Origin of the sequence: Streptacidiphilus sp. MAP12-20, from assembly GCF_041262525.1 — a bacterium.
In the GTDB taxonomy this organism is placed as follows: domain Bacteria; phylum Actinomycetota; class Actinomycetes; order Streptomycetales; family Streptomycetaceae; genus Streptacidiphilus.
Genome location: NZ_JBGCCK010000022.1, coordinates 20,844 through 45,373, shown reverse-complemented (window position 1 = coordinate 45,373; position 24,530 = coordinate 20,844). Strand labels below are relative to the sequence as shown.

The 24,530-nt window shown below is 70.9% G+C and carries 23 protein-coding genes; 18 read left to right on the top strand and 5 right to left on the bottom strand.

What is annotated here, in order from left to right; translation table 11 throughout:
* The first annotated feature begins 54 nt into the window (after positions 1–54).
* The 3 genes from ABIA32_RS26185 to ABIA32_RS26175 are packed head-to-tail and all read left to right on the top strand — an operon-like array spanning position 55 to position 1,718.
* Positions 55–708 carry a hypothetical protein gene (locus ABIA32_RS26185; RefSeq protein WP_370100275.1) on the top strand — a complete coding sequence of 218 codons (654 nt, stop codon included), beginning with the start codon at positions 55–57 and terminating at the stop codon, positions 706–708.
* Between the two features lie 54 nt (positions 709–762).
* Positions 763–1,395 carry a phosphoglycerate mutase family protein gene (locus tag ABIA32_RS26180; RefSeq protein ID WP_370100272.1) on the top strand — a complete coding sequence of 211 codons (633 nt, stop codon included), beginning with the start codon at positions 763–765 and terminating at the stop codon, positions 1,393–1,395.
* 23 nt (positions 1,396–1,418) lie between these two features.
* Positions 1,419–1,718: a YciI family protein gene (locus ABIA32_RS26175; RefSeq protein ID WP_370100270.1), complete on the top strand. Its 300-nt coding sequence runs from the start codon at positions 1,419–1,421 to the stop codon at positions 1,716–1,718.
* On the opposite strand, the gene dapA is transcribed toward ABIA32_RS26175, so the two are convergent.
* Together dapA and ABIA32_RS26165 are read right to left on the bottom strand one after the other, a co-directional pair.
* A complete protein-coding gene (gene dapA, locus ABIA32_RS26170) occupies positions 1,694–2,584 on the bottom strand; it encodes a 4-hydroxy-tetrahydrodipicolinate synthase (protein ID WP_370100267.1) in 891 nt (296 codons plus the stop codon). The two genes, ABIA32_RS26175 and dapA, sit on opposite strands and share 25 nt — an antisense overlap.
* A 60-nt stretch (positions 2,585–2,644) precedes the next feature.
* A complete protein-coding gene (locus tag ABIA32_RS26165) occupies positions 2,645–4,132 on the bottom strand; it encodes an MFS transporter (protein WP_370100264.1) in 1,488 nt (495 codons plus the stop codon).
* A 167-nt stretch (positions 4,133–4,299) separates the two neighbouring features.
* Here ABIA32_RS26165 and ABIA32_RS26160 point away from each other — a divergent pair, with 167 nt between their 5' ends.
* The 3 genes from ABIA32_RS26160 to ABIA32_RS26150 all read left to right on the top strand — a co-directional run bounded on the left by ABIA32_RS26160 (position 4,300) and on the right by ABIA32_RS26150 (position 6,544).
* The gene (locus ABIA32_RS26160) at positions 4,300–4,875 is read left to right on the top strand and encodes a TetR/AcrR family transcriptional regulator (RefSeq protein ID WP_370100262.1); all 576 of its coding nucleotides are present in this window, start codon (positions 4,300–4,302) and stop codon (positions 4,873–4,875) included.
* A gap of 142 nt (positions 4,876–5,017) precedes the next feature.
* A complete protein-coding gene (locus ABIA32_RS26155; RefSeq protein ID WP_370100259.1) occupies positions 5,018–5,704 on the top strand; it encodes a ribonuclease HII in 687 nt (228 codons plus the stop codon).
* A gap of 477 nt (positions 5,705–6,181) precedes the next feature.
* Positions 6,182–6,544 (top strand): hypothetical protein, encoded by a 363-nt coding sequence (locus tag ABIA32_RS26150; protein WP_370100256.1) that lies wholly within the window; start codon positions 6,182–6,184, stop codon positions 6,542–6,544.
* A gap of 106 nt (positions 6,545–6,650) precedes the next feature.
* Here ABIA32_RS26150 and ABIA32_RS26145 read toward each other — a convergent pair whose 3' ends face one another.
* Both ABIA32_RS26145 and ABIA32_RS26140 read right to left on the bottom strand, forming a co-directional pair.
* Positions 6,651–7,304: a hypothetical protein gene (locus ABIA32_RS26145; protein WP_370100253.1), complete on the bottom strand. Its 654-nt coding sequence runs from the start codon at positions 7,302–7,304 to the stop codon at positions 6,651–6,653.
* Positions 7,305–7,547: 243 nt separating this feature from the next.
* Positions 7,548–9,752 (bottom strand): DEAD/DEAH box helicase, encoded by a 2,205-nt coding sequence (locus ABIA32_RS26140; RefSeq protein ID WP_370100250.1) that lies wholly within the window; start codon positions 9,750–9,752, stop codon positions 7,548–7,550.
* Between the two features lie 182 nt (positions 9,753–9,934).
* Between ABIA32_RS26140 and ABIA32_RS26135 the strand changes: the two genes are divergently transcribed.
* The 7 genes from ABIA32_RS26135 to ABIA32_RS26105 all read left to right on the top strand — a co-directional run bounded on the left by ABIA32_RS26135 (position 9,935) and on the right by ABIA32_RS26105 (position 18,210).
* The gene (locus ABIA32_RS26135) at positions 9,935–11,104 is read left to right on the top strand and encodes a DUF4192 domain-containing protein (RefSeq protein ID WP_370100247.1); all 1,170 of its coding nucleotides are present in this window, start codon (positions 9,935–9,937) and stop codon (positions 11,102–11,104) included.
* 42 nt (positions 11,105–11,146) lie between these two features.
* Positions 11,147–11,896 carry an NUDIX domain-containing protein gene (locus ABIA32_RS26130; RefSeq protein WP_370100244.1) on the top strand — a complete coding sequence of 250 codons (750 nt, stop codon included), beginning with the start codon at positions 11,147–11,149 and terminating at the stop codon, positions 11,894–11,896.
* A 115-nt stretch (positions 11,897–12,011) separates the two neighbouring features.
* Positions 12,012–13,292: an ABC transporter ATP-binding protein gene (locus ABIA32_RS26125; RefSeq protein WP_370100241.1), complete on the top strand. Its 1,281-nt coding sequence runs from the start codon at positions 12,012–12,014 to the stop codon at positions 13,290–13,292.
* Between the two features lie 85 nt (positions 13,293–13,377).
* Positions 13,378–14,196, top strand: a complete 819-nt coding sequence (locus ABIA32_RS26120) for a hypothetical protein (RefSeq protein ID WP_370100238.1) — start codon at positions 13,378–13,380, stop codon at positions 14,194–14,196.
* Positions 14,197–14,279: 83 nt separating this feature from the next.
* Complete coding sequence (locus tag ABIA32_RS26115; protein ID WP_370100235.1) at positions 14,280–15,221, top strand: FadR/GntR family transcriptional regulator; 942 nt, start codon at positions 14,280–14,282, stop codon at positions 15,219–15,221.
* 394 nt (positions 15,222–15,615) lie between these two features.
* Positions 15,616–17,235, top strand: a complete 1,620-nt coding sequence (locus ABIA32_RS26110) for an RNA polymerase sigma factor (RefSeq protein WP_370100233.1) — start codon at positions 15,616–15,618, stop codon at positions 17,233–17,235.
* Positions 17,236–17,493: 258 nt separating this feature from the next.
* A complete protein-coding gene (locus ABIA32_RS26105) occupies positions 17,494–18,210 on the top strand; it encodes a trypsin-like serine protease (protein WP_370100230.1) in 717 nt (238 codons plus the stop codon).
* Between the two features lie 143 nt (positions 18,211–18,353).
* Here the strand turns inward: ABIA32_RS26105 and ABIA32_RS26100 are convergent, their stop codons facing one another.
* Positions 18,354–18,590 (bottom strand): hypothetical protein, encoded by a 237-nt coding sequence (locus tag ABIA32_RS26100; RefSeq protein ID WP_370100227.1) that lies wholly within the window; start codon positions 18,588–18,590, stop codon positions 18,354–18,356.
* A gap of 472 nt (positions 18,591–19,062) precedes the next feature.
* Here ABIA32_RS26100 and ABIA32_RS26095 point away from each other — a divergent pair, with 472 nt between their 5' ends.
* From ABIA32_RS26095 to ABIA32_RS26075, 5 genes are all read left to right on the top strand, one after another.
* Positions 19,063–21,168: a type IIA DNA topoisomerase subunit B gene (locus ABIA32_RS26095; protein WP_370100224.1), complete on the top strand. Its 2,106-nt coding sequence runs from the start codon at positions 19,063–19,065 to the stop codon at positions 21,166–21,168.
* 162 nt (positions 21,169–21,330) lie between these two features.
* A complete protein-coding gene (locus ABIA32_RS26090) occupies positions 21,331–21,822 on the top strand; it encodes a DUF1453 domain-containing protein (RefSeq protein ID WP_370100221.1) in 492 nt (163 codons plus the stop codon).
* Positions 21,823–21,966: 144 nt separating this feature from the next.
* A complete protein-coding gene (locus ABIA32_RS26085) occupies positions 21,967–23,175 on the top strand; it encodes a sensor histidine kinase (RefSeq protein ID WP_370100219.1) in 1,209 nt (402 codons plus the stop codon).
* A gap of 37 nt (positions 23,176–23,212) precedes the next feature.
* Positions 23,213–23,929 (top strand): response regulator, encoded by a 717-nt coding sequence (locus ABIA32_RS26080; protein WP_370100216.1) that lies wholly within the window; start codon positions 23,213–23,215, stop codon positions 23,927–23,929.
* Between the two features lie 243 nt (positions 23,930–24,172).
* Positions 24,173–24,517: a DUF485 domain-containing protein gene (locus ABIA32_RS26075; RefSeq protein ID WP_370100213.1), complete on the top strand. Its 345-nt coding sequence runs from the start codon at positions 24,173–24,175 to the stop codon at positions 24,515–24,517.
* Positions 24,518–24,530 lie beyond the last annotated feature (13 nt).

Here is a 24,530-nt window from a genome sequence, read left to right as displayed (position 1 = left end):
GGCGCGCACTGGGCGACGCAGACTTGGCCCATGGCGACGACGTACGCTTCGCCCATGTCTGATGATCATCATCTCGTTCCCGGGCCAGTCACCGCCGACGACCTCGCGCTCGGGGTCCGCCTCGCGGCGGAGCTGCTGAGGCAGCCCGCAGCCCTCGCCGCCGACTGGAGCCGCCTGGCCGGTCCGCTCAGCTGGGACTGCTGGGAGACGGTCGAGCACCTCGCGGACGACCTCTTCGCCTACGCCGCCCAGCTCGGGCCGCAGACGCCGCCGGCGGCGAACTTTGTGCCCTTCGTGCTCAGCCGCTCGGCGGAGGGCAAGCCGTCGTGCACGATCTTCGCCCAGCGGGACTCAGGCGTGGAGGGGCTGCTGCAGGTGCTGGAATCCTGTGGCGCGCTGCTGGTGGCGATGGTCAGGACCGCCGCTCCCGAGGCGCGCGCCTTCCATGGATTCGGGACCGCCGACGCCGAGGGTTCGGCCGCGATGGGACTGGCCGAGACGCTCGTGCACCTCGACGACGTCGCCCGGGGGCTCGGTCTGTCCTGGACGCCGCCCGGCGCGCTCTGCGTGCGGGTGCTGTACCGGCTCTTCCCCGAGGCTCCGACGGACTCCGATCCGTGGCAGGCCCTGCTCTGGGCCACCGGACGCGGCGAGCTGCCGGGGCGGGAGCGGGTCAGCGGGTGGCGGTGGTACAGCGCCCCGCGCTGAGACCTGCGGTGAGACCCCGGGCCGCAGCCGTCGCGCTGGGCTACTGTGGCCGTTATGGCGCGTCCGAGGCGAATTGTCCTGATCCGGCACGGTGAGTCGGAGGGGAATGTCGATGAGTCGATCTACGAGCGCATTCCCGACCACGCCCTGACGCTGACCTCCCGAGGGCGCGAGCAGGCGCGGGCGGCCGGTGCCGAACTGCGCGCGCTCTTCGGCGTGGAGCGGATCCAGGTCTACGTCTCCCCGTACACCCGGACCTGGCAGACCCTGAGCCTGCTCGGGCTGGAGCCCGCCCGGATACGCGTGATGGAGGAGCCCCGGCTGCGGGAGCAGGACTGGGGCAATCTCCAGGACGTCGAGGACATCCGGCAACAGCGCAAGCTGCGGGACGGCTACGGGCACTTCTACTACCGGTTCACCCAGGGCGAGTCCGGCGCCGACGTCTACGACCGGGCCGGGGCGTTCTTCGAGACGCTGCACCGCAACTTCCTACGGCCCGACTACCCGCCCAACGTGCTGCTGGTCTGCCACGGGCTGACGATGCGGCTGTTCTGCATGCGCTGGTTCCACTGGAGCGTGGACGAGTTCGAGTCGCTCTCCAATCCGGACAACGGGGAGACCAGGACTCTGCTGCTCGGTCCGGACGGCCGCTATACGCTTGATCGTCCGTTCGACCGCTGGACCTGATCAGCAGCAGGCAAGGAGCCTCCGTGTTCGTCGTCACCCTCTCCTACACCGCCCCCATCGAGCAGGTGGACGCCCTGATCGGGGAACACCGCGCCTGGCTCGACACGCAGTACGCGGCAGGCGTGCTGCTTGCCTCGGGCGCCAAGGTGCCGCGCACCGGCGGGATCGTCCTGGCGGGCGGCCTCGACCGGGCCGCACTGGACGCGCTCCTCGCGGACGACCCCTTCTCCAAGGGCGGCGTCGCCCGCTACGACGTGGTGGAGTTCACCGCCACCAAGACCGCCCCCTGCCTCGCCGACTACGGCGAGCCGCACGCCTCCTGACGTGCCTTGAGCAGTCGCTCCAGCAGCGGCCCGTCCGCTTCCACGAGCGGCAGCCGGACCGGCCCGGCGGGCAGGCCGGCGTCGCGCAGCAGGGCCTTCGCGGTGACCGTCCCGGGGACCTCGTCCATCATCGTCTGTACCAGCGGCAGCAGTCGCTGGTGCAGACGCGCGGCCTCCGCGTTCCTACCGCTCGCGTAGGCGTCCAGCACGGCCCGTGTCTGGTGCGGCGCCACGTTGGCGACGGTGCTGACGACGCCGACCGCGCCGATCGCGGCGAGCGGGAGGTTGATCTCGTCCGCGCCGCAGTAGTAGTGCAGTCCAGTGTCGGCGATGGTGCGGGCGGCCCCGGCCAGGTCGTAGCTGACGTCCTTCACGGCGACGATGCGCGGGTGCTCGGCCAGGGCCCGTAGGGTCTCGGGCGCGAGCCGGGTGCCGGTGCGGCCGGGGATGTCGTAGAGCATGACGGGGAGGGAGACGGCGTCCGCGACAGCGCGCAGATGCCGACGCACACCCTCCTGCTGGGGCTTGCTGTAGTACGGGGTCACTACCAGAATCCCGTCCGCTCCCGCACGCTCCGCCGTCCGGGCGAGGGCCGCCGAATGCGCGGTGTCGCTGGTGCCGACGCCGGCGACGACGGTGGCACGACCGCCGACCGCCTCCACGACGGTGCGCAGCAGCGCCTCCTTCTCGGTGTCCGTGGTCGTCGGCGACTCACCGGTGGTGCCGCTGAGCACCACGCCGTCGCAGCCCTGGTCGACCAGGTGGGCGGCGAGTCGCTGTGCGCCGTCCGGGTCGAGGCTGCCGTCCGAGCGGAAGGGAGTGATCATCGCGGCCAGGATCCGACCGAAGGGGAGCGCGTTGTCCATGTCCTCAGCCTGAACGACGTCACCGATGAAGCACCAGCACGAGCTTCTATGGCCAACCCTTTAGCGATTGTGAACGGTTTTGTCCTGGGGTGTCATCGGCGCGTGCCCCCGCGCCTGTGGTCGCACCACGAACACGGCCATCAGGAAGGCCAGCAGGGTGAAAGCGATCGCCACTTCGAAGGCGGAGGTCATGCCGTGGACGAAGGCCTGGTTGGGATTGGCGTGTCCGGCCCCCGCTTTGAGCTGGTTGCGCTGGGCGGTGGCGAAGACGGTCACCAGGATCGCCAGGCCGAGCGAGCCGCCGACCTGTTGGGTGGTGTTGAGCAGGCCCGTGGCCGCGCCCGCCTCCTGCGGTGCGACGCCGGAGACCGACGTCAGCATGACCGGCACGAAGATGCAGCCCATCCCGTAGCCGAAGGTCATGGTCGGCCCGAGCACGCCGCCGGCGTAGGTGCTGTGGACGTCCAGTTGGGTGATCCAGAACGCGCCGAGCGTGACCAGTACCGTGCCCAGGACCATGAACGGCCGCGCCCCGAACTTGGTCTGCAGGCGCGCGGCGATCTGCGCGGCCACGATGATGGAGGCGCTCATCGGCAGGAATCCCAGACCGGCCCGGATAGGACTGAAGCCGAGAATGTTCTGGATGAATTGCGTCATGAAGAAGAAGATCCCGAACATGGCTGCGGCCAGGCAGAGCATCATCACGTAGCCGCCCCAACGGTTCCGGTCCCGGAACAGCCGCAGCGGCGTGATCGGCTGCGGGGTCCGCGACTCGATCATCAGGAAGGACACCAGCAGGACCACGGCCACCGCGAAGGAGACCAGGGTCCACGTGTCGCTCCAGCCCTTGTCGGCTGCCCGGATGAAGCCGTAGACCAGGCTGACCATGCCCAGGGTCGCGCTCAGCGCGCCGGGCAGGTCGAAGCGACCCGGATGGCGTTCGGAGTCATTGATGTAGAGCGGGGCCAGCGCGGCCAGCGCCAGGCCGATGGGCACGTTGACGAAGAACACCCAGCGCCAGGAGAGCCAGGAGGTCAGCATGCCGCCGAGCAGCAGCCCGATGGCGCCGCCCGCGCCGGCCACGGCTGCGTAGACGCCGAAGGCGCGGTTGCGTTCGGGGCCCTCCTTGAAGTTCGTCGCGATCAGCGCGAAGGCCGTCGGTGAGGCGATGGCGCCTCCGATGCCCTGCAGCGCCCGAGAGGCGAGCAACATCCAGGAGGCCGTGGCCAGACCGCCGAGCAAGGAGGCCAGGCTGAAGATCAGCACGCCGGTCATCAAGGTCGGGCGTCGACCCAGGATGTCGCCGATCCGCCCGCCGAGCAGCAGTAGGCCGCCGAAGGTCAGGGTGTAGGCGTTCAGCACCCAGGACAGGCTGGTGGGGGTGAACCTCAAGGCCGTGGAGATGTGCGGTAGGGCGATGTTGACGATGGTGATGTCCAGTACGACCATCAGCTGCGTAGTGGCGATGACCGCCAGGGAGATCCCCGGATGCTGGCCGCGCTTGGCCTGCGCCGGAGCGCTGCGGGTGAGGGTCTTCGAAGTTGCCACGGCTCCCCCTGGGGGTGGATCGCCGGAGTGGCTGGGACTTGGAGTGAACGGCAGCGTTCACTAGTCTCGACGGTAGACCCGGACAAACGGGCACACAAGCCTCCACCGGCGGTCGCAGGGCAGACGCTTCCGGGAATGGTGACGGTATGCACAGGACAGTGCACCGAGTGGTGGTTCGGCGCCGTGGACGGGCGCTGGAGCAAGCGATCTTCGACGCGACCCTGGAGCAGCTGGTCGCCTCCGGCTATGCCCGGCTCAGCATGGAGGCGGTCGCGACGGCAGCCCAGACCGGGAAGGCCAGCCTCTACCGACGCTGGGGTTCCAAGGAGGAGCTGGTCCTCGACGTACTGCGGACCAGCCTGCCCCCGGCTGGTGAGCCGCCGGACACAGGCAGTCTGCGGGAGGACCTGTTGGCGGTCCTCGAGCGGCTGCGCACAGCGATGACCTCACGGCCGGGCTGCGCGGCCCGTGCGGTGATCAGCGAGCTGGACCACGAGCGGGCGGCGGCCTTCATCGGGCTGGTGCACCAGCGCATTCTCGAGCCCGCCCACCTTCTGCTGCTCGACGTGGTGGGCACGGCCGCGGCGCGCGGAGAGGTCCGCGCGGAGGCGGCAACGCCGATGGTGCTGGACCTGGTGCCGGCGATGATGATGTACCGCGCCAAGACCGGGCAGGGTCGTTTCACCGAGCAGGAGGCAGTCGCCCTGGTCGACGAGGTGCTGCTGCCGGTACTCAGAGCTTGAGCGCCCGGGGCCGCGCCGGGGCCGCGCCGTGGACGCGCCCCGGCGGCTCCCGCACCAGTGCATCAGCCTCGGACCGACGGCGGATCCACGGCGGATCCAAGGCGCGGGATTCCGGCTCCCGCGCAGGCCCTAGGCTGGAGGCATGGCCGTTGAACCGCCCTCCCACTCCGTCGAACGCTCGCTGCGACGGGCCGGTGCGACGTTGGTCGCAGGCGTGGACGAGGTCGGGCGTGGCGCCTGGGCGGGGCCGGTCACGGTCTGCGCCGCGATCACCGGTCTGCGCAAGGCGCCCGCGGGCCTCACCGATTCGAAGCTGCTCACCCAGCGTCGGCGCGAGGAGTTGGAACCCGTGCTGGCGGACTGGGTCCACGCCCACGCCCTCGGCCACGCCTCGCCGCGTGAGTGCGACGAGCTGGGTATGACGGCCGCGCTCCGGCTGGCCGCGGTCCGTGCTCTCGAGGCACTGCCCGAGCAGCCCGACGCCGTGATCCTGGACGGCAAGCACAACTACCTCGGCGGCCCGTGGCGGGTCCGCACCGTGATCAAGGGCGACCAGTCCTGCATCGCCGTCGCGGCCGCCTCGGTGCTCGCCAAGGTCCGTCGGGACGCGATGATGGCGGACCTGGGCGAGGCGTACCCGGACTTCGGTTTTGTCGACAACGCCGGCTATCCGTCGCCCGTGCACCGCGCCGCACTGGAGCGGCTCGGCCCGACGGAGCAGCACCGGCTCTCGTGGGCCTATCTGGACGAGCTGCCGGAGTGGCGGCACCTGCGGACCTACCGCGAGACGTCGGCGGACCCGGGGGAGCAGCTCGCTCTCGGCTTCTGACGGTCCGCGAACTGATGCCTCCTCAATCGCCCGGCAGCGCCGCCTGAATGGGGTCGGCAGGTGACCGTACGGCAACGACGGGGCGGCTTCGGGGCGAGCCGTGGATGACCGTTCGACCTTCGGGCACGTCATCGGACGAGCCCCCTATCGGCTGCTCACAGGCACCGAGTAAGCTCTGCTGCGCTGTGCGACGCCGTCCGGTGCGCCGCCAGAAATCGTGCCGAGGAGCTGGAGATCCACAAGACCGACTCGGGCCAGGGCGTTCCATCCACCGACGAGACGGACCCGGCAGCCCGCACCGCCGCGAATTCAGTGTCATCACCCTCTAGCGTGGCAGCCGCCCCGCGTCCCGTGCCCCGGCCGGGACCCCCGGCGCGGCGCCCTGTACCCGGCCCTCCCGCCGGGCCGGCCCGCGTACCGAAGCCCGGCCCAGCGCCGCGCCGAACCGCGGCTGAGCCGACGCTTCCCGAGCTCCAGTTGCTCGCAGTCGCCCCCGAGGCCGCGCTCGAGCGCGCCGACGAGGCCGTCGACCTGCTGCTGGACGCCGGGCGTGCGCCGGGCCAGATCCTGGTGCTCACCACCGACGCCGCCCACCCGTGGCAGCTGCACGAGCAGTCGTTCGGCGCCGAGCGCTACTGGGCTCAGCTGGACGCCGCCGACGACGTCTTCTACGCGACCGTCGGCGAGTGCCGCCCGGTGCGCCGCGAGGTCGTCGTGCTGGCCGTGAACGGCGGCGGTACGGGTGCCGTCCAGGACGCTCTCGCCGCGGCCCTGGGGCGCGCCACATCCTTGCTGATCGTCTGCGGCGACACTCCGCTGCCAGGACCTCGGCAGGGTTAGGGCGGCTTCGACGACTGCCTGCTGTGCGGTTGGTTGGATCCGTGCAGGCAGTGCGCCGGTGGTTGTCGGCTTGGCTCTGGATGGCCCTTCGGTGGACTTCCGCCCGTCAGTGGACCGCCGCGCGGGGGACCGCCTCGGCGGGCAGAAGTGCCGCCCGAGGGCGGATCGCCTCGACCGTGGGAGTCGGCACCGAGAGGGTCTCCCGGCTGGGTAGTTCGCTGACGGTGGTGACGATCCGCTGGGCCCAGGAGCCCGCGTGCGGGCTGCGCCCACGCCGACTGCCCCCGAGCACCAGCCAGCCGCCGTCGGTCATGGTGATGTAGGCGCCACACCGCAGTCCGTGCAGAACGGAGGCGTCACGCAAGGCCCACATCCACGCACCGTCCTGGTCCGTCCATCCGGCCGGCTCGTGACGGCACTGGAGCAGCACCGAGCTGTGCAGCGGCGAACGGCGCCGGAGGCCGTGCGGAACGGTGTGGCGCAGATGGGCCAGAAGGATGTTCCGCAGGTGCCATCCGTCGCTGATCCGATCCGGCACCGCGAACGAGGCACCGGCGACGACCCGCCCCTCGGCCGTGAGCACACCCAGCACGGTGGCCCCGGGCTGCGGCAGGTGGATCCGGTGGAGCTCGTCGACCACGGACCGGGGGTCGGGCATGGCCGGGAGCCCGGCAGCGACCCAGTCGGCCGGGTCGAGCGAACGCGGGACTGCCGAGGAGTACGAGCCCGGGGGCAGCTCGGCGGGATGGCTGATGCTCAAGATCCTCCTTCCCCGTGCCCGCGCGCGGGCACCTCGCACACCAGCCACGGACGTCGTCCGGCCGGGATACCTGCCAATTCTCACGTCCCGCGCACCTTGCGGCAACGGTGATCCCGCCGGAAGTGTCCCCGCTTCTGGCATTCCGACAGATAAGTCCCCCCAGCGGGCTGTTCGTGCTGGTCCGTTCGGCCGGGCGACTGCGCCGACCGGCCCAGCAGAGCCGGACGACGCCTTGAGTCGACCTCAGGCGGACTGGGCCAGAACGAGGGGCAGCACCCCGGACGCACCCGCCCGACGCAGCAGCCTCGCGGCGACCGCGAGCGTCCAGCCGCTGTCGGCATAGTCGTCCACCAGCAGGACCGGGCCGCCGCCGAGCTCCGCGAGGGCGGCGGCGAGCTCCCCGGGAACCGTCAGCGTGCCGTGGAGCTGCCTGAGCCGCTGGGCGCTGTTGCCCCGCCCGCCACGCACACGATCCGCCCCCGGGACGTAGTCGACCTGACCGAGGAGCGGCAGCCGACCGATCCTGGCGATGCCCTCGGCCAGACTGCCGACCAGTTCGGGCCTGGTCCGGGAAGCGATCGAGACGACGGCGACGGGGCGCTGCTCCCAGGAGGAGGGCCCTCGCGACCAATCGGCCAGCAGAGTGACGACGGCGTCCAGCACCTGGGGCGGGACCTGCGCGTCTGGGGCGTCGGGGGCGAGCAGGGGGCGCAGCCGCGTGCCCCAGCCGATGTCGGAGAGCCGGCCCAGGGCCCGGCCGGTGGCTGCCTGCTCGCCTGCCGGGATGCGCCCCTTGAGCTCGACGCCGACGGCCTGCATACCCGTCGGCCACATCCGCCGGGGTTCGACCTCGACGCCGGGCCGACCGAGTGCGGCCCGCGCCGCGGCCAGTGTCTCCGCCGAGACCTCGATCGGGAGGCGGGTGCCGGTGCAGTTGTCGCAGCGGCCGCAGCGCGTCGCCTCGACGTCGTCCAACTGCCGCCGGAGGAACTCCATCCGGCAGGAGCCGGCGGCGGCGTAGTCGAGCATGGCCTGCTGCTCGCCGGCCCTGGCCTCCGCGACCCGGGCGTAGCGGTCGGCCTCATAGGCCCAGGGCTGCCCGGTGGCCACCCAGCCGCCTCGGACCCGACGCACCGCACCGTCGACGTCGAGGACCTTGAGCATCGTCTCCAGGCGGTTGCGCCGCAGGTCGACCCGGGCCTCCAGGGCGGGGGTGGAGAGCGGCAGGGCGACACCGTCAGGCGTGGTGTGCCCCGCGAGCGCCCCGAGCGTGGCACGGACCTGTTCCTCGCCGGGGAAGGCGAGGGAGGCGAAGTAGCGCCAGATCGCGGCGTCCTCCGCACCGGGGAGCAGCAGCACCTCGGCGTGCTTGATCCCGCGCCCGGCCCGGCCCACCTGCTGGTAGTAGGCGATGGGGGAGTTGGGCGAACCGAGGTGGACCACGAAGCCGAGGTCGGGCTTGTCGAAGCCCATGCCCAGGGCGGACGTGGCGACCAGGGCCTTGACCCGGTTGGCGAGCAGATCGGCCTCGGCCGCCTGTCGCTCGGCGTCCTCTGTGCGTCCGGAGTATGAGGCGACGGCGTGGCCGCACAGCCGAAGGAAGGAAGCGACCTCGTCGGCCGCCGCGACCGTGAGTGTGTAGATGATGCCGGACCCGGGGAGCTCGTCCAGCCGGTCCGCGAGCCAGGCCAAGCGGTGGGCGGGATCGCCCAGCTGGAGCACGCCCAGAGTCAGGCTCTCCCGGTCGAGGGGGCCGCGGAGCACGAGTGCTTGGCCCCGACCGGTGTCTGCCCCGTTGCCCGGGCCGACCACTGCGTGGGTGCCGAGCTGCTCGGCGACGTCGGCGGTGACGCGGGCGTTGGCGGTGGCCGTCGTGGCGAGCACCGGGACTCCCGCCGGGAGCTCCGCCAGCATCGTGCGCAGGCGGCGGTAGTCGGGGCGGAAGTCATGGCCCCAGTCGGAGATGCAGTGGGCCTCGTCGACGACCAGCAGGCCCGTGGCCGCGGCCAGGCGGGGCAGCACCTCGTCCCGGAAATCCGGGTTGTTCAGCCGCTCCGGGCTGACCAGCAGGACATCGACCCGACCGGCGGCGACCTCCGCCTGGATCGACTCCCACTCCTCGGTGTTGGAGGAGTTGATGGTGCGTGCGGCGATGCCCGCGCGGGCGGCGGACTCGACCTGGTTGCGCATGAGGGCGAGCAGCGGCGACACGATCACCGTCGGCCCCGCGCCGGAGGCCCGCAGCAGGGCGGTGGCGACGAAGTAGACGGCGGACTTGCCCCAGCCCGTGCGCTGCACGACCAGCGCCCGTCGCTTGTCGACCACCAGCGCCTCGATGGCGAGCCACTGGTCCTCTCGCAGGCGGGCGTCGCCGCCGGCGAGGAGCCGAAGCACGGCGTCGGCCTGCTCGCGCACGGCGGCGCGGTCCGGGATCTGGGTCTCGTCCATGTCGTCATTGATAGTCGGCCGCACCGACAAAGCGCCAACCCGCCTCGCCGAGCCTGTGGAGAAACGATTCTTCGGACGCCTGCTCACTCGATCGGGTGAGCGAGTTTTCCACACGGCGGGGTTGTCCACAGGAACGGCACTTCGTGTTCGCGCGGCTTGACGCGCGGCGGCACTCTCGCCCCATGAACGAGCACAGCACCACACCGTCCTCCCCGACGTTCTCCCCCTTCGAGCGCCCGGTCGTCCGGATGAAGACCCCGGCAGACATGGCCGAAGCGCTGCCCTACCTGCTCGGCTTCTATCCGAGCGACAGCGTGGTCGCGCTGGGCCTGCAGGGCCCGCGCCGCCGCCAGGGCGGGTCGGTCCGGGTCGACATCCCCGCGTCGGCGGCCTGGCCCGCCGCGGCTGAGGAGGTGGTCAGCTTCCTGCTCGCCCTGTCCGAGCAGCGGGACCGGTCCCCGGACGCGGTCATCCTGTACTTCTGTCAGGATCCGGAGCCCGGCGGCAGCCCTCGGGCAGTGGCCGACCGGCTGCGCCCGCTCGCGTTGCTGCTGGCCGAGCGGTTCGTCGCCGCGGGCGTGCCCGTCCATGAGTCGCTGTGCCTCTCGGACGGCCGCTGGTACTCCTACAGCTGCTCGGATCCGGACTGCTGCCCCGCGGAGGGGGCGCTCGTCCGGGCGCCCGGCAGCACCTCGCCGGTGGCCGCGGCGGCGGCCTTCGCCGGTATCCACGTCCGCGGCAGCCTTCGCGAGCTCCACCGGGAGCTGGAGCCCCTGCCCTCGGAGTCGGCCGTCCCGCTGCTCCACGCCTTCGAGCGGGAGATGCCCGCCGTCGCCGCCGAGCTCGGCCGCGACGGCGGCCGGGAACGCCTGCGCGAGGCCACTGCCGCCCTCGTCGACGCGGCCGTCTCCCGCTTCGGCCGCCACGACGACGAACTCGACGACCACGACGCCGCCCGGATCGTCCTCGGCCTGCAGGACCGCCTGGCCCGCGACCGCGCCGCCGAATGGCTCGACCCTCCCGACGTCGCGCACGCCGCCCGACTCTGGCGCTACCTCGCCCGACGCTGTGTCGGGCCGTTCGCCGAACACGCCGCCGCCCCGCTGTCCCTGCTCGGCTGGACCGCCTGGGTGACGGGCGACACGGTCACCGCCAGGGTCGCCCTCGGCCGCGCCCTGGCCGTCGATCCCGGCTATACCTTCGCCGGCCTGCTCTACGAGGCCATCAACTGCGGAGCGGTGCCGGACTCACTCTGCGCCACGCTGCGGGCCGAGCGCACGGCCCGGCAACGGGGGGCCCGACGCCGCAGGCGTGGCCCGCTTCCCCGCTGTCTGGGCCGATCGGCCGACTGATGCGCCACTGTTTATCGTCATAGAGACGACTATGATGCGCGCATGTCGCGTTACGATCCGTCGGCCTTTCCCCCTTTCGCGGTCACCGTTGACCTGGTGGTCCTGACCGTGCGCGACCATGCCCTGTGCGCGCTGATGGTGCGCCGTGGGGAGCCTCCCTTCCAGGGCTTCTGGGCACTGCCCGGCGGCTTCGTGCGCCCCGACGAGGGGCTGGTGGAGGCGGCGGCCCGAGAGCTCGCCGAGGAGACCGGGCTGCGCACACACGGCGCTCCCGGCCAGGGCCCCGGCGTCGGCGCCCACCTGGAGCAGCTCGCCACCTACGGAGACCCGCAGCGCGACCCGCGGCTCCGGGTGGTCAGCGTGGCTTATCTGGCCTTGGCGCCCGACCTGCCCACTCCGCGCCCCGGCGGCGACGTGCGCAGCGCCCGGTGGGCCCCGGTCGAGGAACTGCTCGGCCGCGGCAAGGGCGACGACGGCCTGCTGCTCGCCTTCGACCACAGCGCGATCTTGGGGGAAGGCGTGGAGCGGGCCCGATCGAAGATCGAGTACTCCGCGCTGGCCACGGCCTTCTGCCCGGAGGAGTTCACCGTCGGCGAGCTTCGCCGGGTCTACGAATCGGTCTGGGGGGTCCAGCTGGATCCCCGCAACTTCCACCGCAAGGTGACCGGTACGCCGGGGTTCCTGGTGCCGGCGGGCGGCACCACCACCCGCCAGGGCGGCCGGCCGGCCCAGCTCTTCCGTGCCGGGGGAGCCACCGTACTCAACCCGCCGATGCTGCGCCCGGAGGCTTGATCCCGGCCGGGCTCGGCGCCGACTCCTACGCGCCGTACCGGTCAATCCCACGCAAAGTAACCATGTCGGTCTATCGTGCTGGCGTTGGGGGTGACCAGCGCGGAGGTGCCCGACCGTGGCTCAGACTGTCCAGACCCAGGCCGTCCAAGTCCAGAGGCCGACTCAGAACCAGGCCGAGGATCGCACCGAGGCCCCGGCCCGGCGGCCCCAGGAGTCCTACCAGCCGTTCCAGGCCATCGGGCTGACCAAGAGTTACCGGCGGAGCAGCGAGACGGCGCTGCTGGACCTCTCCTTCGACGCCCGGCCCGGTCAGGTCACCGCGCTGCTCGGCCCCGAGGGATCCGGGCGCAGCACCGCGTTGCGGCTGGCCCTCGGCATCGAGCCCGGCCAGGGCGCGGCTCTGTTCCACGGCCGTCCGTACCGGCGGCTGTCGCGCCCGGAGCGCGAAGTGGGCGTAGTCCTCGGCGAGGCCGAGCGGCCCGCCGGACATCCGGGCCGCCGGGCCCGCGCGCATCTGCGGATGATGGCTGCCGCGGCCGGGGTCTCGGCCCGTCGTGCGGACCAACTGCTCGAGCAGACCCGCCTCGGCCCGGCTGCCGAACACCGGTTGCGTACCTACTCGCCCGGGATGACCAGGCGCTTGCAGCTTGCCCAGGCACTCCTCGGTGATCCTTGCACCCTGGTCCTCGACGAGCCCACCGAAGGACTCTCGCCCAAGAACGTGGAGTGGTTCCACGCCTTCCTGCGCGCCTTCGCTGCCGGCGGCGGGGCGGTTCTGGTCACTCTCCGCAGCCCGCAGGAGGCGGCCGTGCTCGCCGACCGGGTGGTCACGTTGGAGCTCGGCCGGCTGGTCGCCGACCAGTCCGTCGAGGAGTTCCGACGCACCCGGCTGCGCGACGAGGTCTCCGTGCGCGGGCCCCAGGTGGCCAGGCTCGGCGACGTGCTGGCGGAGGCAGGCGCCACGGTCCGCCGCGAGGGCGGCAACGTCATCTCCGTCGAGGGCATGGCCCGGACCGAGATCGGCGAGTTGGCGTTCCGCCACGGCATCCTGCTCCACGAACTCGCCGACCACGTGGTCGAACACGCTCCCCTTCCGGCCCAGCCGTCCGTGCCGGCTCCCGTCGGGATCTCCGCCGAACCGACGGCTGGATCGACCGCCGGATCGACCGCCGGATCGAACGCTGCGTCCGCCGCCGGGCCGGGCGATCCACCGCTCGTCCGAGCCACGATCACGCTGGGCGCCGGCGAGACCGTCACGACCCAGATGGTCGTGTCGGGCGGGCCGGCCGTACCTGCCGGGCCCAAGGCGCCGTCGGCATCGGTCGGGTCCCTTCGTCGTGACACCCAGGTCAGCGGACCGCTGTTCCGCGACGAATCGGCCGAGAAGACCAGCTGACGGAAGACCGTTGATCAGAGCTGCCGGCCAGAACAGGCTGCAAGAACGACCGGCCGGGCAGCTGACGAGAAGCGCCGAGACGAGAGTGAGCGACCCCGTGCACGCACTGACCTATGAGCGGCGGCGTCTCACCGGCGTGCGCTCCACCTGGCTGGTTCCCGCCCTGGTGATCCCGGCGAGCGCCGCTGTGGCTGAGCTGACGCTGCGCCAGCCCGCCTTCGCTGCCGTCGGGGCACCGGTCGACCCTGTCCAGGTCCTCACGGCAGGTCTCCCGCTCCTGCCGCTGCCGGTGGCGGCCCTCGGGGCCGGTGTGATCGGTGCGCTCTCCGCGGGACACGAGTTCCGGTACCCGGCGCCCCGGGCGCTGCTGCGACCGCTCCGTCGCAGGCTCGGGCTGCTACTGGCCAAGCTGGTCGTCGTCGGGCTCTTCGCGGCCCTGCTGGGCGCCGCCACCCTCGCAGTCGACGCCCTGCTGCTGCACTTCGGGGACCGGTCCGCGGCCGCCCCACTCGAGGCGGCCGCGCGGCACGGACAGCTGCCCGTCGCGCTCGGGGGCTATCTCGCGCTGGTGGTCGCGGGGAGCTGGATCGGGCTGCTCGGCGCGGCGCTGCTACGCAGCGCGGCCGCCGGTGTGCTGGTGCTGATCACTGTGCCGATCCTCGCCGAGCCGGTGGCTGGGGCCCTGCTCGATCGCAGCGCCCTGGAATCGGGCGGGCTGCGCGCGCTTCGCTGGCACGAGCTCTTCCCGGTCGACGGGAGCCATGCCTGGCTCTACGGGGCTCTCTCCGGCCTCCGCAGCGGGACGGCCGTGTCCGAAGCGGGGCTGGCGGCCGCGGTCGCGGCGCCGGTGGCGGTCCTGCTGCTCGCGTACCTGCTATTGCTCCCGCGTCGCAGTGCGCTCTGACGGTCGGAGCGAGAATCAGCGGCGCTGGGCAATAACTGCCGATATGGCGTCAATTGTGTAGTGATGGGCGATCACCCTTTCGTGTGCTTTTCACGAAATTCCTCAAGCGCACGCGTCGCATCGCCGACAAAGGAGACGTGAGTACCGTTGCGCACCCCACGATGCCCCCCGCCCAGATGACGTCCACTCAGCTGGACCGCTTCTCCGTCGCCGCTCCCCACGCCGCGTCCCACGGCGCCCCTCATACCGGGTCCGGCCCCGCGCTGCACTGGGAGACCGACCCCGACCTCGGCCGGCCCGGCCGCCGCGCCGCCGGCAGTCGCGGCCGCGGTCTGCACGGACAGTTGGTCCAGCAGCTCGGCCAGATGATCGTCTCCGGCGACCTCGGCGCCGACCGTCCGCTCGTCCCCGAGGAGATCGGGCAGCGTTTCGAGGTCTCCCGCACAGTCGTGCGCGAGTCGCTGCGCGTGCTGGAGGCCAAGGGTCTGGTCAGTGCCCGCCCGAACGTCGGGACCAGGGTCCGCCCGGTCTCCGACTGGAACCTGCTCGACCCGGACATCATCGAGTGGCGCGCCTTCGGCCCGCAGCGCGAGGACCAGCGCCGCGAGCTGTTCGAGCTGCGCTGGGCGATCGAGCCGCTCGCCGCCCGCCTCGCCGCAGGCCACGGGCGGGACGAGGTCCAGCAGCGCCTGCATGACATGACCGAGATCATGGGCCACGCCGCGGCGCAGGGCGACGCCCTCACCTACGGCCGCGCGGACGTCGAGTTCCACGCGGTGCTGATGGAGATGGCCGGCAACAAGATGCTGGAGCACCTCGCCGGGATCGTCGGTTCGGCGCTGCACGTCTCCGGCGGGCCGATCACCGCCTGCGATCGTCCGTCCGAGCCCTCGGTCGGGCTGCACGTCCGGTTGGTGGACGCGCTCGCGACCGGGGACGGCACGGCGGCCGAGTCCGCGATGCGTGCGCTGCTCACCGTCCACCCGGAGGTCGACCCGCTCGTCCCCGGCCCCCGCGAGCACTGAACGCCCCGCAGGACCTCCGCCCGGCCGCCACCCATCGTGATCCCGAGGGTGGCGGCCTTCCCTGTCTCTGCTGCCTGTCCGTCCTCGGAACCGGTCTGCACCGGTCTGCACCGGTCTGCGCCCCGTCTGAACGGTGCAGCCGCTGAGCGATTCAGGCGACACTCGGAATGACGGCCCATCTGGCATCGTTGAACGGGGTACACCTCCACAACGGCAACCAGCCGGGCATTGTGACCTGCACCACGTAAGTGGGGCGTAACACTTTGCCGCGCCGAGCGATGTGTACGAGGGCGGTGACTGATCCGATCCGATCCGCCAGTTCCACAGCTTTGCAGTTTCCAGAGGGCCGCCCCCGCGGCCGGCCTTCTGTCCACTCACGTCCGAGAGGTTGTTCGTGTCGGCCAGCACATCCCGTTCCCTCCCACCTGAGATCTCCGAGTCCGCCGCTCTGATGGCGCTCATTGAGCGGGGTAAGGCACAGGGGCAGATCGCCGGCGATGACGTGCGGCATGCCTTCGAGGTGGACCAGATCCCGGTCACCAAGTGGAAGAACGTCATGCGCAGCCTCAACCAGGTCCTCGATGAGGAGGGTGTGACGCTGATGGTGAGCGCGGCGGAGTCGTCCGCCCCCAAGCGCCCACGGAAGAGCGTCGCGGCGAAGAGCACTGTCACGAAGACGACGGCGACCAAGTCCGTCGCTCCGCGCCCTGCGGCTGCCGCGAGCACGACCCGTACCGCTGTTCCGCGTGCCGCCGTTGCGGCCCCGGTGTCCATGTCGGTCTCCGAGCCCGTCGTCGCGGCTACCGCGATCGAGGCCGACGAGGCCGTCGGCACGGAGGCTGCGAAGAAGACGGCGGCCAAGAAGGTCGTCGCGAAGAAGGCGGCTCCTGCCAAGAAGACCGCTGCGAAGAAGACCGCCGCCAAGGCCGCTCCCGGCAAGGGAGAGGGCGAGGAGGCGACCGGCGACGACGAGCAGCTCGAGGAGACGGCTGCCGCCGCCCCCGCCGAGGGCGAGCCCGCCGAGGGCGAGGAGGAGTCGGAGGGCTTCGTCCTCTCCGACGAGGACGAGGACGACGCTCCCGCGCAGCAGGTCGCGGTGGCCGGCGCCACGGCCGACCCGGTCAAGGACTACCTCAAGCAGATCGGTAAGGTCCCGCTGCTCAACGCGGAGCAGGAGGTCGAACTCGCCAAGCGGATCGAGGCCGGCCTCTTCGCCGAGGACAAGCTGGCGGCCGAGGACAAGCTGGCCCCCCGCCTGCAGCGCGAGCTGGAGATCATCGCCGAGGACGGCCGCCGCGCCAAGAACCACCTGCTGGAGGCCAACCTCCGCCTCGTGGTCTCGCTGGCCAAGCGCTACACCGGTCGCGGCATGCTCTTCCTGGACCTGATCCAGGAGGGCAACCTCGGCCTGATCCGTGCGGTCGAGAAGTTCGACTACACCAAGGGCTACAAGTTCTCGACCTACGCCACCTGGTGGATCCGTCAGGCGATCACCCGCGCCATGGCGGACCAGGCCCGCACCATCCGCATCCCGGTGCACATGGTCGAGGTCATCAACAAGCTGGCCCGCGTCCAGCGTCAGATGCTCCAGGACCTGGGCCGTGAGCCCACCCCGGAGGAGCTGGCCAAGGAGCTGGACATGACGCCCGAGAAGGTCGTCGAGGTCCAGAAGTACGGGCGCGAGCCCATCTCGCTGCACACCCCCCTCGGTGAGGACGGCGACAGCGAGTTCGGTGACCTGATCGAGGACTCCGAGGCGGTTGTTCCCGCCGACGCGGTCTCCTTCACTCTGCTCCAGGAGCAGCTCCACTCGGTGCTGGACACCCTGAGCGAGCGCGAGGCCGGCGTGGTCTCCATGCGCTTCGGTCTGACTGACGGTCAGCCGAAGACGCTGGACGAGATCGGCAAGGTCTACGGGGTCACCCGTGAGCGCATCCGTCAGATCGAGTCCAAGACCATGTCGAAGCTGCGGCACCCGTCGCGTTCTCAGGTGCTCCGCGACTACCTGGACTGACCGGTCCGACGCCCCGGCTCAGGCCGGGGCGTCACCCCTCGCGCACATGTGCCCATCTGCCACCTCGCGTGGCGGGTGGGCACGTTGCGTATCCGGATCCCTACGCTGTGGCGCGACAGGAGTGTGCGCGGCGGAAGGATCACGGTGGGAGCACGTTCGAGGTCACCCAGGCGTAGGCGTGCGCTGCTCGTCCTGCTTGCGGCACTGCCCACGGCCCTGGCCGCGCCCGCGACGCCCGCGTCAGCGATCGTGGGGGGCGTGCGGGCGAGTACGGCGGACGATCCGTGGATGGTCGCCGTCGCCAGCCGTGCCGTCTACGGGGGCGCCCGCTCCGGCCAGTTCTGCGGTGGCACTCTGATCAGTCCGACCAAGGTCGTGACCGCCGCGCACTGCCTCTACGACGAGTCCACGCTTCAGCGCGTGGACCGCCCCGATCTCAAGGTGGTCGTCGGCCGTACGGACCTCACCGGTGCGGCGGGCCAGGAGGTCCCCGTCGTCTCGACCTGGGTCGACCCGGACTACGACATGTCCACCAACATGTGGGACGTGGCGGTCCTCACGCTCGCGGCGCCGCAGGATCCGGACAGGGTGCTGCCGATGGTGGCACAGGGCGCGACCGCGCCGTACGCCGCCGGAACCAACGCCACCGTGCTCGGCTGGGGGGACCTGCACGGCAACGGGTCCTATCCGGCCACGCTGCACCAGGTCCAACTGCCGGTGATCGCCGACTCCACCTGCGCGGCCGACTACCACGCGGGCCCGGACGGAACCTTCGACCCGCGCGCGATGGTCTGCGCTGGTCGGCAGACCCTGGGCGGACGTGATGCGTGTCAGGGGGACAGCGGTGGTCCGCTGGTGGTGGGCGGCGAGCTCGTCGGCATCGTCTCGTGGGGGACCGGCTGCGCCGAGCCCGGCCACCCGGGCGTCTACACCCGCCTCGCGGCGATGGCCGACGCGGTGCGGAGCCAGCTCTGAGCTCCGTGTGAGATAGACGACACGGCGGACAGATGACACAGCAGTGGGCGGCGGACCTGTTGGTCCACCGCCCACTGCCTCTGACAGCTCTGTTCAGCTCGTCGTGTTCACCAGCGCACTGGCGTCGCCCAAGGGCTCAGCGCTCAGCGCTCGTCCGACTCGGCCGGAGCCGAGGTGGTGGCCGTGAGGCGACCGCTCTCGTCCTGTATCTCGGCGGCGATCTTCTTGAGCTCAGGCTCGAACTTGCGGCCGTGGTGAGCGCAGAAGAGCAGCTCTCCACCGGACGCGAGCACGACGCGGAGGTACGCCTGGGCACCGCAGCGGTCGCAACGGTCGGCCGCGGTCAGCGCGGCTGCGGGGGTGAGAACGTTAGTAGTCACGTCGCCTCTTCTCTAGCTCGACGAGCTGTCTTACCAGGGTCAACATCCAACCAGGCTGTTTTCGTTCCCGCTCAGGTTTTGTTTTTGAGCGGTGGTTCCGGGGCTTCGGCGGGATGGAGACGGCGGTCTTGGTGTCGATGCTGTCTTCGGTGCGGTGTTCAGTGGTGCGGTGTCGTAGTGGAGGACGTGCCCGGAGCGCGAACGGTTCATGCCTGCCGCCGTAGGTGACCTTTGCTTCACTCGAACGTGTTATCGAACGTCCGTGCGAGGTGCGCGTAGCATAAGCCACAACCTGGTTGAAGCAATAGCCCCAGCCCACGCACCGGTAGCCTGCATCCCGGCAGCATTCCTGCCATGGTGCCTTGGCCCCCCGGCTGGAAGCCAGGGAAGGGGCTCTTGTTCGCAGCAAGCAGAAGTCGAAAAAGCAAAGAAGCACGAAGAGAAGCAAGAGAAGCAGAGGAGCATCACGCGCGTGACCGCCGAACCGACCGTGCCCGCCAGCGCCCCGAAGGACGGGTCCAACTACACCGCGCGGCACCTCCTCGTCCTTGAGGGCTTGGAAGCGGTGCGCAAGCGCCCGGGCATGTACATCGGCTCCACCGACAGCCGGGGCCTGATGCACTGCCTCTGGGAGATCATCGACAACGCCGTCGACGAGGCCCTCGCCGGCTTCTGCGACCACATCGACGTGCTGCTGCACGCTGACGGCTCGGTCGAGGTCCGCGACAACGGCCGTGGCATCCCGGTCGACGTCGAGCCCAAGACCGGCCTCTCCGGTGTCGAGGTCGTCATGACCAAGCTGCACGCCGGCGGAAAGTTCGGCGGCGGCTCCTACGCCGCCTCCGGCGGCCTGCACGGCGTCGGCGCCTCCGTGGTCAACGCCCTTTCCGCCCGCCTCGACGTCGAGGTCGACCGCAGCGGCCACACCCACGCGATGAGCTTCCGGCGCGGCACGCCCGGCCTGTTCAAGGGCGAAGGACCCGATGCCGACTTCGCTCCCGCGAACGGCATGACCAAGACGAAGAAGGCGCCGCGCGGCAAGACCGGCACCCGGGTCCGCTACTGGGCCGACCGCCAGATCTTCCTCAAGGACGCCAAGCTCTCGCTGGAGAACCTGCACAACCGCGCCCGGCAGACCGCCTTCCTGGTGCCCGGCCTGACGATCGTCGTCCGCGACGACCGCGCCGTCGACGGCGCTCCCGTCGACGAGCAGGTCTTCCGCTTCGACGGCGGTATCGCCGAGTTCTGCGAGTTCCTGGCCCCGGACAAGCCGGTCTGTGACATCCTGCGCCTCACCGGCCAGGGCACCTTCAAGGAGACCGTCCCGGTTCTGGACGAGCTCGGCCACATGACCCCGACCGAGGTCGTCCGTGAGCTCGGCGTCGACATCGCGCTGCGCTGGGGCACCGGCTACGACACCACGGCGCGCTCCTTCGTCAACATCATCGCCACGCCCAAGGGCGGCACCCACGTCAGCGGCTTCGAGAAGTCGCTCACCAAGACGGTCAACGAGGCGCTGCGCAGCGCGAAGCTGCTGCGCGTCGCCGAGGACGACATCACCAAGGACGACGCGCTCGAAGGTCTGACCGCCGTGATCACCGTCCGGCTGGCCGAGCCGCAGTTCGAGGGCCAGACCAAGGAGGTGCTCGGCACCTCCGCGGCCCAGCGGATCGTGGCCGCCGTCGTGGCCAAGGAGCTCAAGGAGTTCCTGACCTCCTCCAAGCGGGACGCCAAGGCGCAGGCCCGCACGGTGATGGACAAGATCGTCTCCGCCGCCCGCACCCGCGTGGCGGCCCGCCAGCACAAGGACGCGCAGCGCCGGAAGACCGCGCTGGAGACCTCGTCCCTCCCCGCCAAGCTCGCCGACTGCCGCAGCGACGACGTGGAGCGCAGCGAGCTGTTCATCGTCGAGGGAGACTCGGCCCTCGGTACGGCCAAGGTCGCACGCAACTCGGAGTTCCAGGCGCTGCTGCCGATTCGCGGCAAGATCCTGAACGTCCAGAAGGCGTCCGTCTCGGACATGCTGAAGAACGCCGAGTGCGCCGCGATCATCCAGGTCATAGGGGCCGGCTCGGGACGCACCTTCGACATCGACCAGGCCCGCTATGGCCGCGTGATCATGATGGCGGACGCCGACGTCGACGGCTCCCACATCCGCACGCTGCTGCTGACGCTCTTTCAGCGCTACATGCGGCCCATGGTCGAGGCCGGCCGAGTCTTCGCGGCCGTGCCGCCGCTGCACCGGATCGAGCTGACCAACCCGCGCAAGGGCCAGGACAAGTACGTCTACACCTACTCCGACAACGAGCTGCGCAACACGCTGCTCGAACTCCAGCGCAAGGGGCAGCGCTGGAAGGAGCCGATCCAGCGCTACAAGGGTCTGGGCGAGATGGACGCCGACCAGCTGGCCGAGACCACGATGGACCCGCGCCACCGGATCGTCCGCCGGATCAACCTGGGCAACCTGGAGGCGGCCGAGCGGACCTTCGACCTGCTCATGGGCAACGACGTCGCGCCGCGCAAGGAGTTCATCGTGGACTCCGCCGCGCTGCTCGACCGCTCGCGCATCGACGCGTAGCGGAGTTCGTCCACCCGGGGGTGGAGAGGTGGGGACGACCGCCTCTCCACCCCCTTCTCCATCCCTGCTCCGAGGCCCGGCGGGCAGCGGATCCGTAGTTTCGGTGGTGTCGGCGGGAACCCCCGCGGACAGTCGGAGAAGCCGAAGCAGGAGAAGATTCAGATGCCCGCCGTTGCGAACGCAGTAGTGATCATCGCGGTGGTTGCCTACGTGCTGGTCCGCCAGTTCGGAGCCCGGCAGTTCGGCAACAACCCGCGTCGGCTGCTGGTGATCCCGGCCGTGCTCGCGTTCATGGCGCTGCGCGACCCGCACATCCTCGACACCAAGCACCAGGCCCTCTCGGCGGTCTTCCTGATCGTCGGGGTCGTGCTGGAGATCGGTCTCGGCGCGGCCTGGGGCTTCACCACCCGAATCTGGCAGGACGCGGACGGCACGATCTGGTCCAAGGGAACCAGGGCCAGCTTCTTCGCCTGGATCGGCATGGTGATCGTCCGGATCGCCCTCTACGCTGCCGCGGCAGCGCTCGGTGTCGCGCAGGGCCAGGCCGGCCTGCTGCTCTCGCTCGCCGCCCTGCTGCTGGTCCGCGGCGCGGTGGTGACGTGGAGGGCCCGCGAGTTCGGTCCGGCGTACGGTAGCCCTGCCCGCGCGCTGTGAGCCGAGCGCCGGGCAGAACCCGAGCGCCGGGCAGAACCCGAGCGCCGGGCAGAATCACGAGAGCTGGGCAGATTCCGAGAGCTGGAAGAACCCCGAGAACCAGACACACCCCGAGCGAGCAGCAGCAGAGACGGATACCCCGACGTGGAAAGCTGGACCGACTGGCCCTCCCAGGAGGCACTCTCCCGGGAGGGCCTCGTCCCCGGCCGCCGCTGGGTCGGCAACGTGACCCGGGTGGGCGGTTTCGGCGCCGCCCTCTGGTACACCTTCGCCGGACAGCACCTGACGGCCGCCCAGATCGCGGTCGTCCTGCTGATCACGGCGCTTGGACTGCTCTGCTTCTGGGCCTTCGTGCGCTCCGGACCCCGGATGGACCTGCCGCGCAGCCTCGCCTGGCTGGCCCTCGTCTACGGCCAGGCAGTCCTCGCCTCGCTGAACCACGCGCCGGTGGTCGGGCTGGTGCTCATGTGCTGCATCGCGATCAGATCGGTCCAGCGACTGCCGCTGGTGGTCGCGGCACCGGTCACCATCATCAGCGCGACGGTCTTTCTGCTCGTCAGCCCGTCCAGCATCAGCCACTGGCAGAATCTGGTGACCGTGCTCGGCCTCGGCATCCTCGGCTACGTCACCCGACTCGACTGGGAGGCGCGGGCGCAGACCCAACGGGCGCTCGTCCAGGAGCGCGCGCTGCGCACCGCCGAGGCGGAGTCCGCCGCCCTCGCCGAACGGGCCAGGATCGCTCGCGAGATTCACGACGTGCTGGCGCACAGCCTCTCCGCGCAGCTCGTGCATCTGGAGGCGGCCCGGCTGATGCTCGACGCCGGCGCCGAGCGCGACGCGGTACGCGAGCGGATCGTTGCCGCGCGGGGAATGGCCAAGGACGGCCTGGCCGAGACGCGTGCCGCGCTCTCCGCGCTGCGGGGCGAGCTTGTGCCGGTGGGGGAGTTCCTGGCAAAGCTCACGGAGGAGCAGTCGGTGCGGCTGGAGGTGGTCGGGACGCCGCGTCCGCTGACGGCCGAGGCAGGGGTCGCCGTCCGGCGCACGGCCCAGGAGGCGCTGACCAACGTCCGCAAGCACGCGCCAGGCGCCCGCTGCACGGTCCGGTTGTCGTACCTCGCCGATACGGTGGAGTTGGAGGTCGTGAACCAGGGCGGAGCGAGCGTGGGAGAGCTGGCGGCGGAGCTCGCCGACTCCGGGAGCGGCTTGGGTCTGCTCGGCATGCGGGAACGGGCCGAACTGCTCGGCGGATCGCTGGAGGCCGGTCCAATGCAGCCCGGTTCGACGAAGGACGGTCCGACGAAGGACGGTTCGACGCAGGGCGGCTTCCGGGTTCTGCTGCGCGTCCCTTGTTGACCCGCGTCCGGCCGACGGGCCGATTACGATGAGTCAGATGGAGAGCCAGCCGGTCAGGGTCGTGGTCGCGGACGACCAGCAGGTGGTGCGCGAGGGCATCGTCATGTTGCTGGGTCTGCTGCCCGGAATCGAGGTCGTGGCCGCGGCGGCCGACGGCGAGGAGGCGGTTGCCCTCGTCGCACAGCACAGCCCTGAGGTCGTGCTGATGGATCTGCGGATGCCGCGCTGCGACGGGGTGGAGGCCACCCGCCGGATCCGCACGGAACACCCGGGCACGGCGGTGATCGTCCTCACCACCTACGCCGATGACGACTCCCTCTTCCCGGCCCTGCAGGCAGGCGCGCGCGGCTACCTGACGAAGGACGCCGGAAGCGAGGAGATCGCCCGCGCGATCAAGGATGTGCGCTCCGGCGCGGCCGGGCTCTCCCCGCAGGTGCAGGCGCGTCTGCTGGAACGCCTCTCCGTGACGGATCCGGACGCCTCAGTCACCGGGCAGTCCGCCGCCGCCGCGCCGTCGACGGCGCCATCGGCTGCGCTCGCGTCGCTGCCCGACGGGCTGACCGGGCGCGAGGCCGAGGTGCTGGGCCTGATCGCCGCAGGGCTCTCCAACGCCGAGATCGCCGCCCGACTCTTCGTCAGCATGGCCACCGTGAAGACGCACATCAACAATCTCTTTGCGAAGACGGGCGTGAGGGACCGGGCTCAAGCCGTCGGCTACGCGTACAAACACGGCCTCCATCACCTAATGGAGTGAACGTCCGTACACCGGACCACGCCGCTCCGCCGCGCTCCTCATTCTTGTGGCGTGAGTCCACAAGAACTGACCGATCAAGAGCAGACAGCAGCCACGGAATCCTTCGACTGGTGGTCTGCGCCCCCCGCCGCCCGCGAGAAGCAGGGCCGGCAGAAGCAGCGGCAAGAGGTCGCAGAGGCTGAGTTCGGGGCTGTGCCCGAACCCATGGCTGCGCCCCGTCCAGTTGCCGATCCCGTTTCGGATGTGCCCGCCGGTCCGACTGATTCCGCTCCCGATCCGGCCGAGATCTACCGCGCCGTCCACGACAGCCCCGAGTTCCGGGAGATCCGCACCAGGTACCGCCGTTTCGTCTTCCCGGCCACCGCCGCGTTCCTGCTCTGGTATCTGCTCTACGTCGTCCTGGCGGTTGCCGCACCGCAGCTGATGGCGCGTCCGATCGCCGGCCCTTTCAACACCGCCTGGCTGCTGGGCCTGCTCCAGTTCGCCAGCACCTTCCTGCTCACCTGGCTCTACGCCCGTCATGCCCGCGACCATCGCGACCGTGCCGCGCTCGGCCTGCGCTGGGAGACCCAGGACCGACTCCGGTGATGCCGCCATCGCC

Excerpts from the sequence above, each read along its gene's own strand:
- ABIA32_RS26185 (WP_370100275.1), top strand. The coding sequence starts at position 55 with ATGTCTGATGATCATCATCTCGTTCCCGGGCCAGTCACCGCCGACGAC.
- ABIA32_RS26180 (WP_370100272.1), top strand. The coding sequence starts at position 763 with ATGGCGCGTCCGAGGCGAATTGTCCTGATCCGGCACGGTGAGTCGGAG.
- dapA (WP_370100267.1), bottom strand. The coding sequence starts at position 2,584 with ATGGACAACGCGCTCCCCTTCGGTCGGATCCTGGCCGCGATGATCACT.
- ABIA32_RS26155 (WP_370100259.1), top strand. The coding sequence starts at position 5,018 with ATGGCCGTTGAACCGCCCTCCCACTCCGTCGAACGCTCGCTGCGACGG.
- ABIA32_RS26140 (WP_370100250.1), bottom strand. The coding sequence starts at position 9,752 with ATGGACGAGACCCAGATCCCGGACCGCGCCGCCGTGCGCGAGCAGGCC.
- ABIA32_RS26135 (WP_370100247.1), top strand. The coding sequence starts at position 9,935 with ATGAACGAGCACAGCACCACACCGTCCTCCCCGACGTTCTCCCCCTTC.
- ABIA32_RS26130 (WP_370100244.1), top strand. The coding sequence starts at position 11,147 with ATGTCGCGTTACGATCCGTCGGCCTTTCCCCCTTTCGCGGTCACCGTT.
- ABIA32_RS26090 (WP_370100221.1), top strand. The coding sequence starts at position 21,331 with ATGCCCGCCGTTGCGAACGCAGTAGTGATCATCGCGGTGGTTGCCTAC.
- ABIA32_RS26080 (WP_370100216.1), top strand. The coding sequence starts at position 23,213 with ATGGAGAGCCAGCCGGTCAGGGTCGTGGTCGCGGACGACCAGCAGGTG.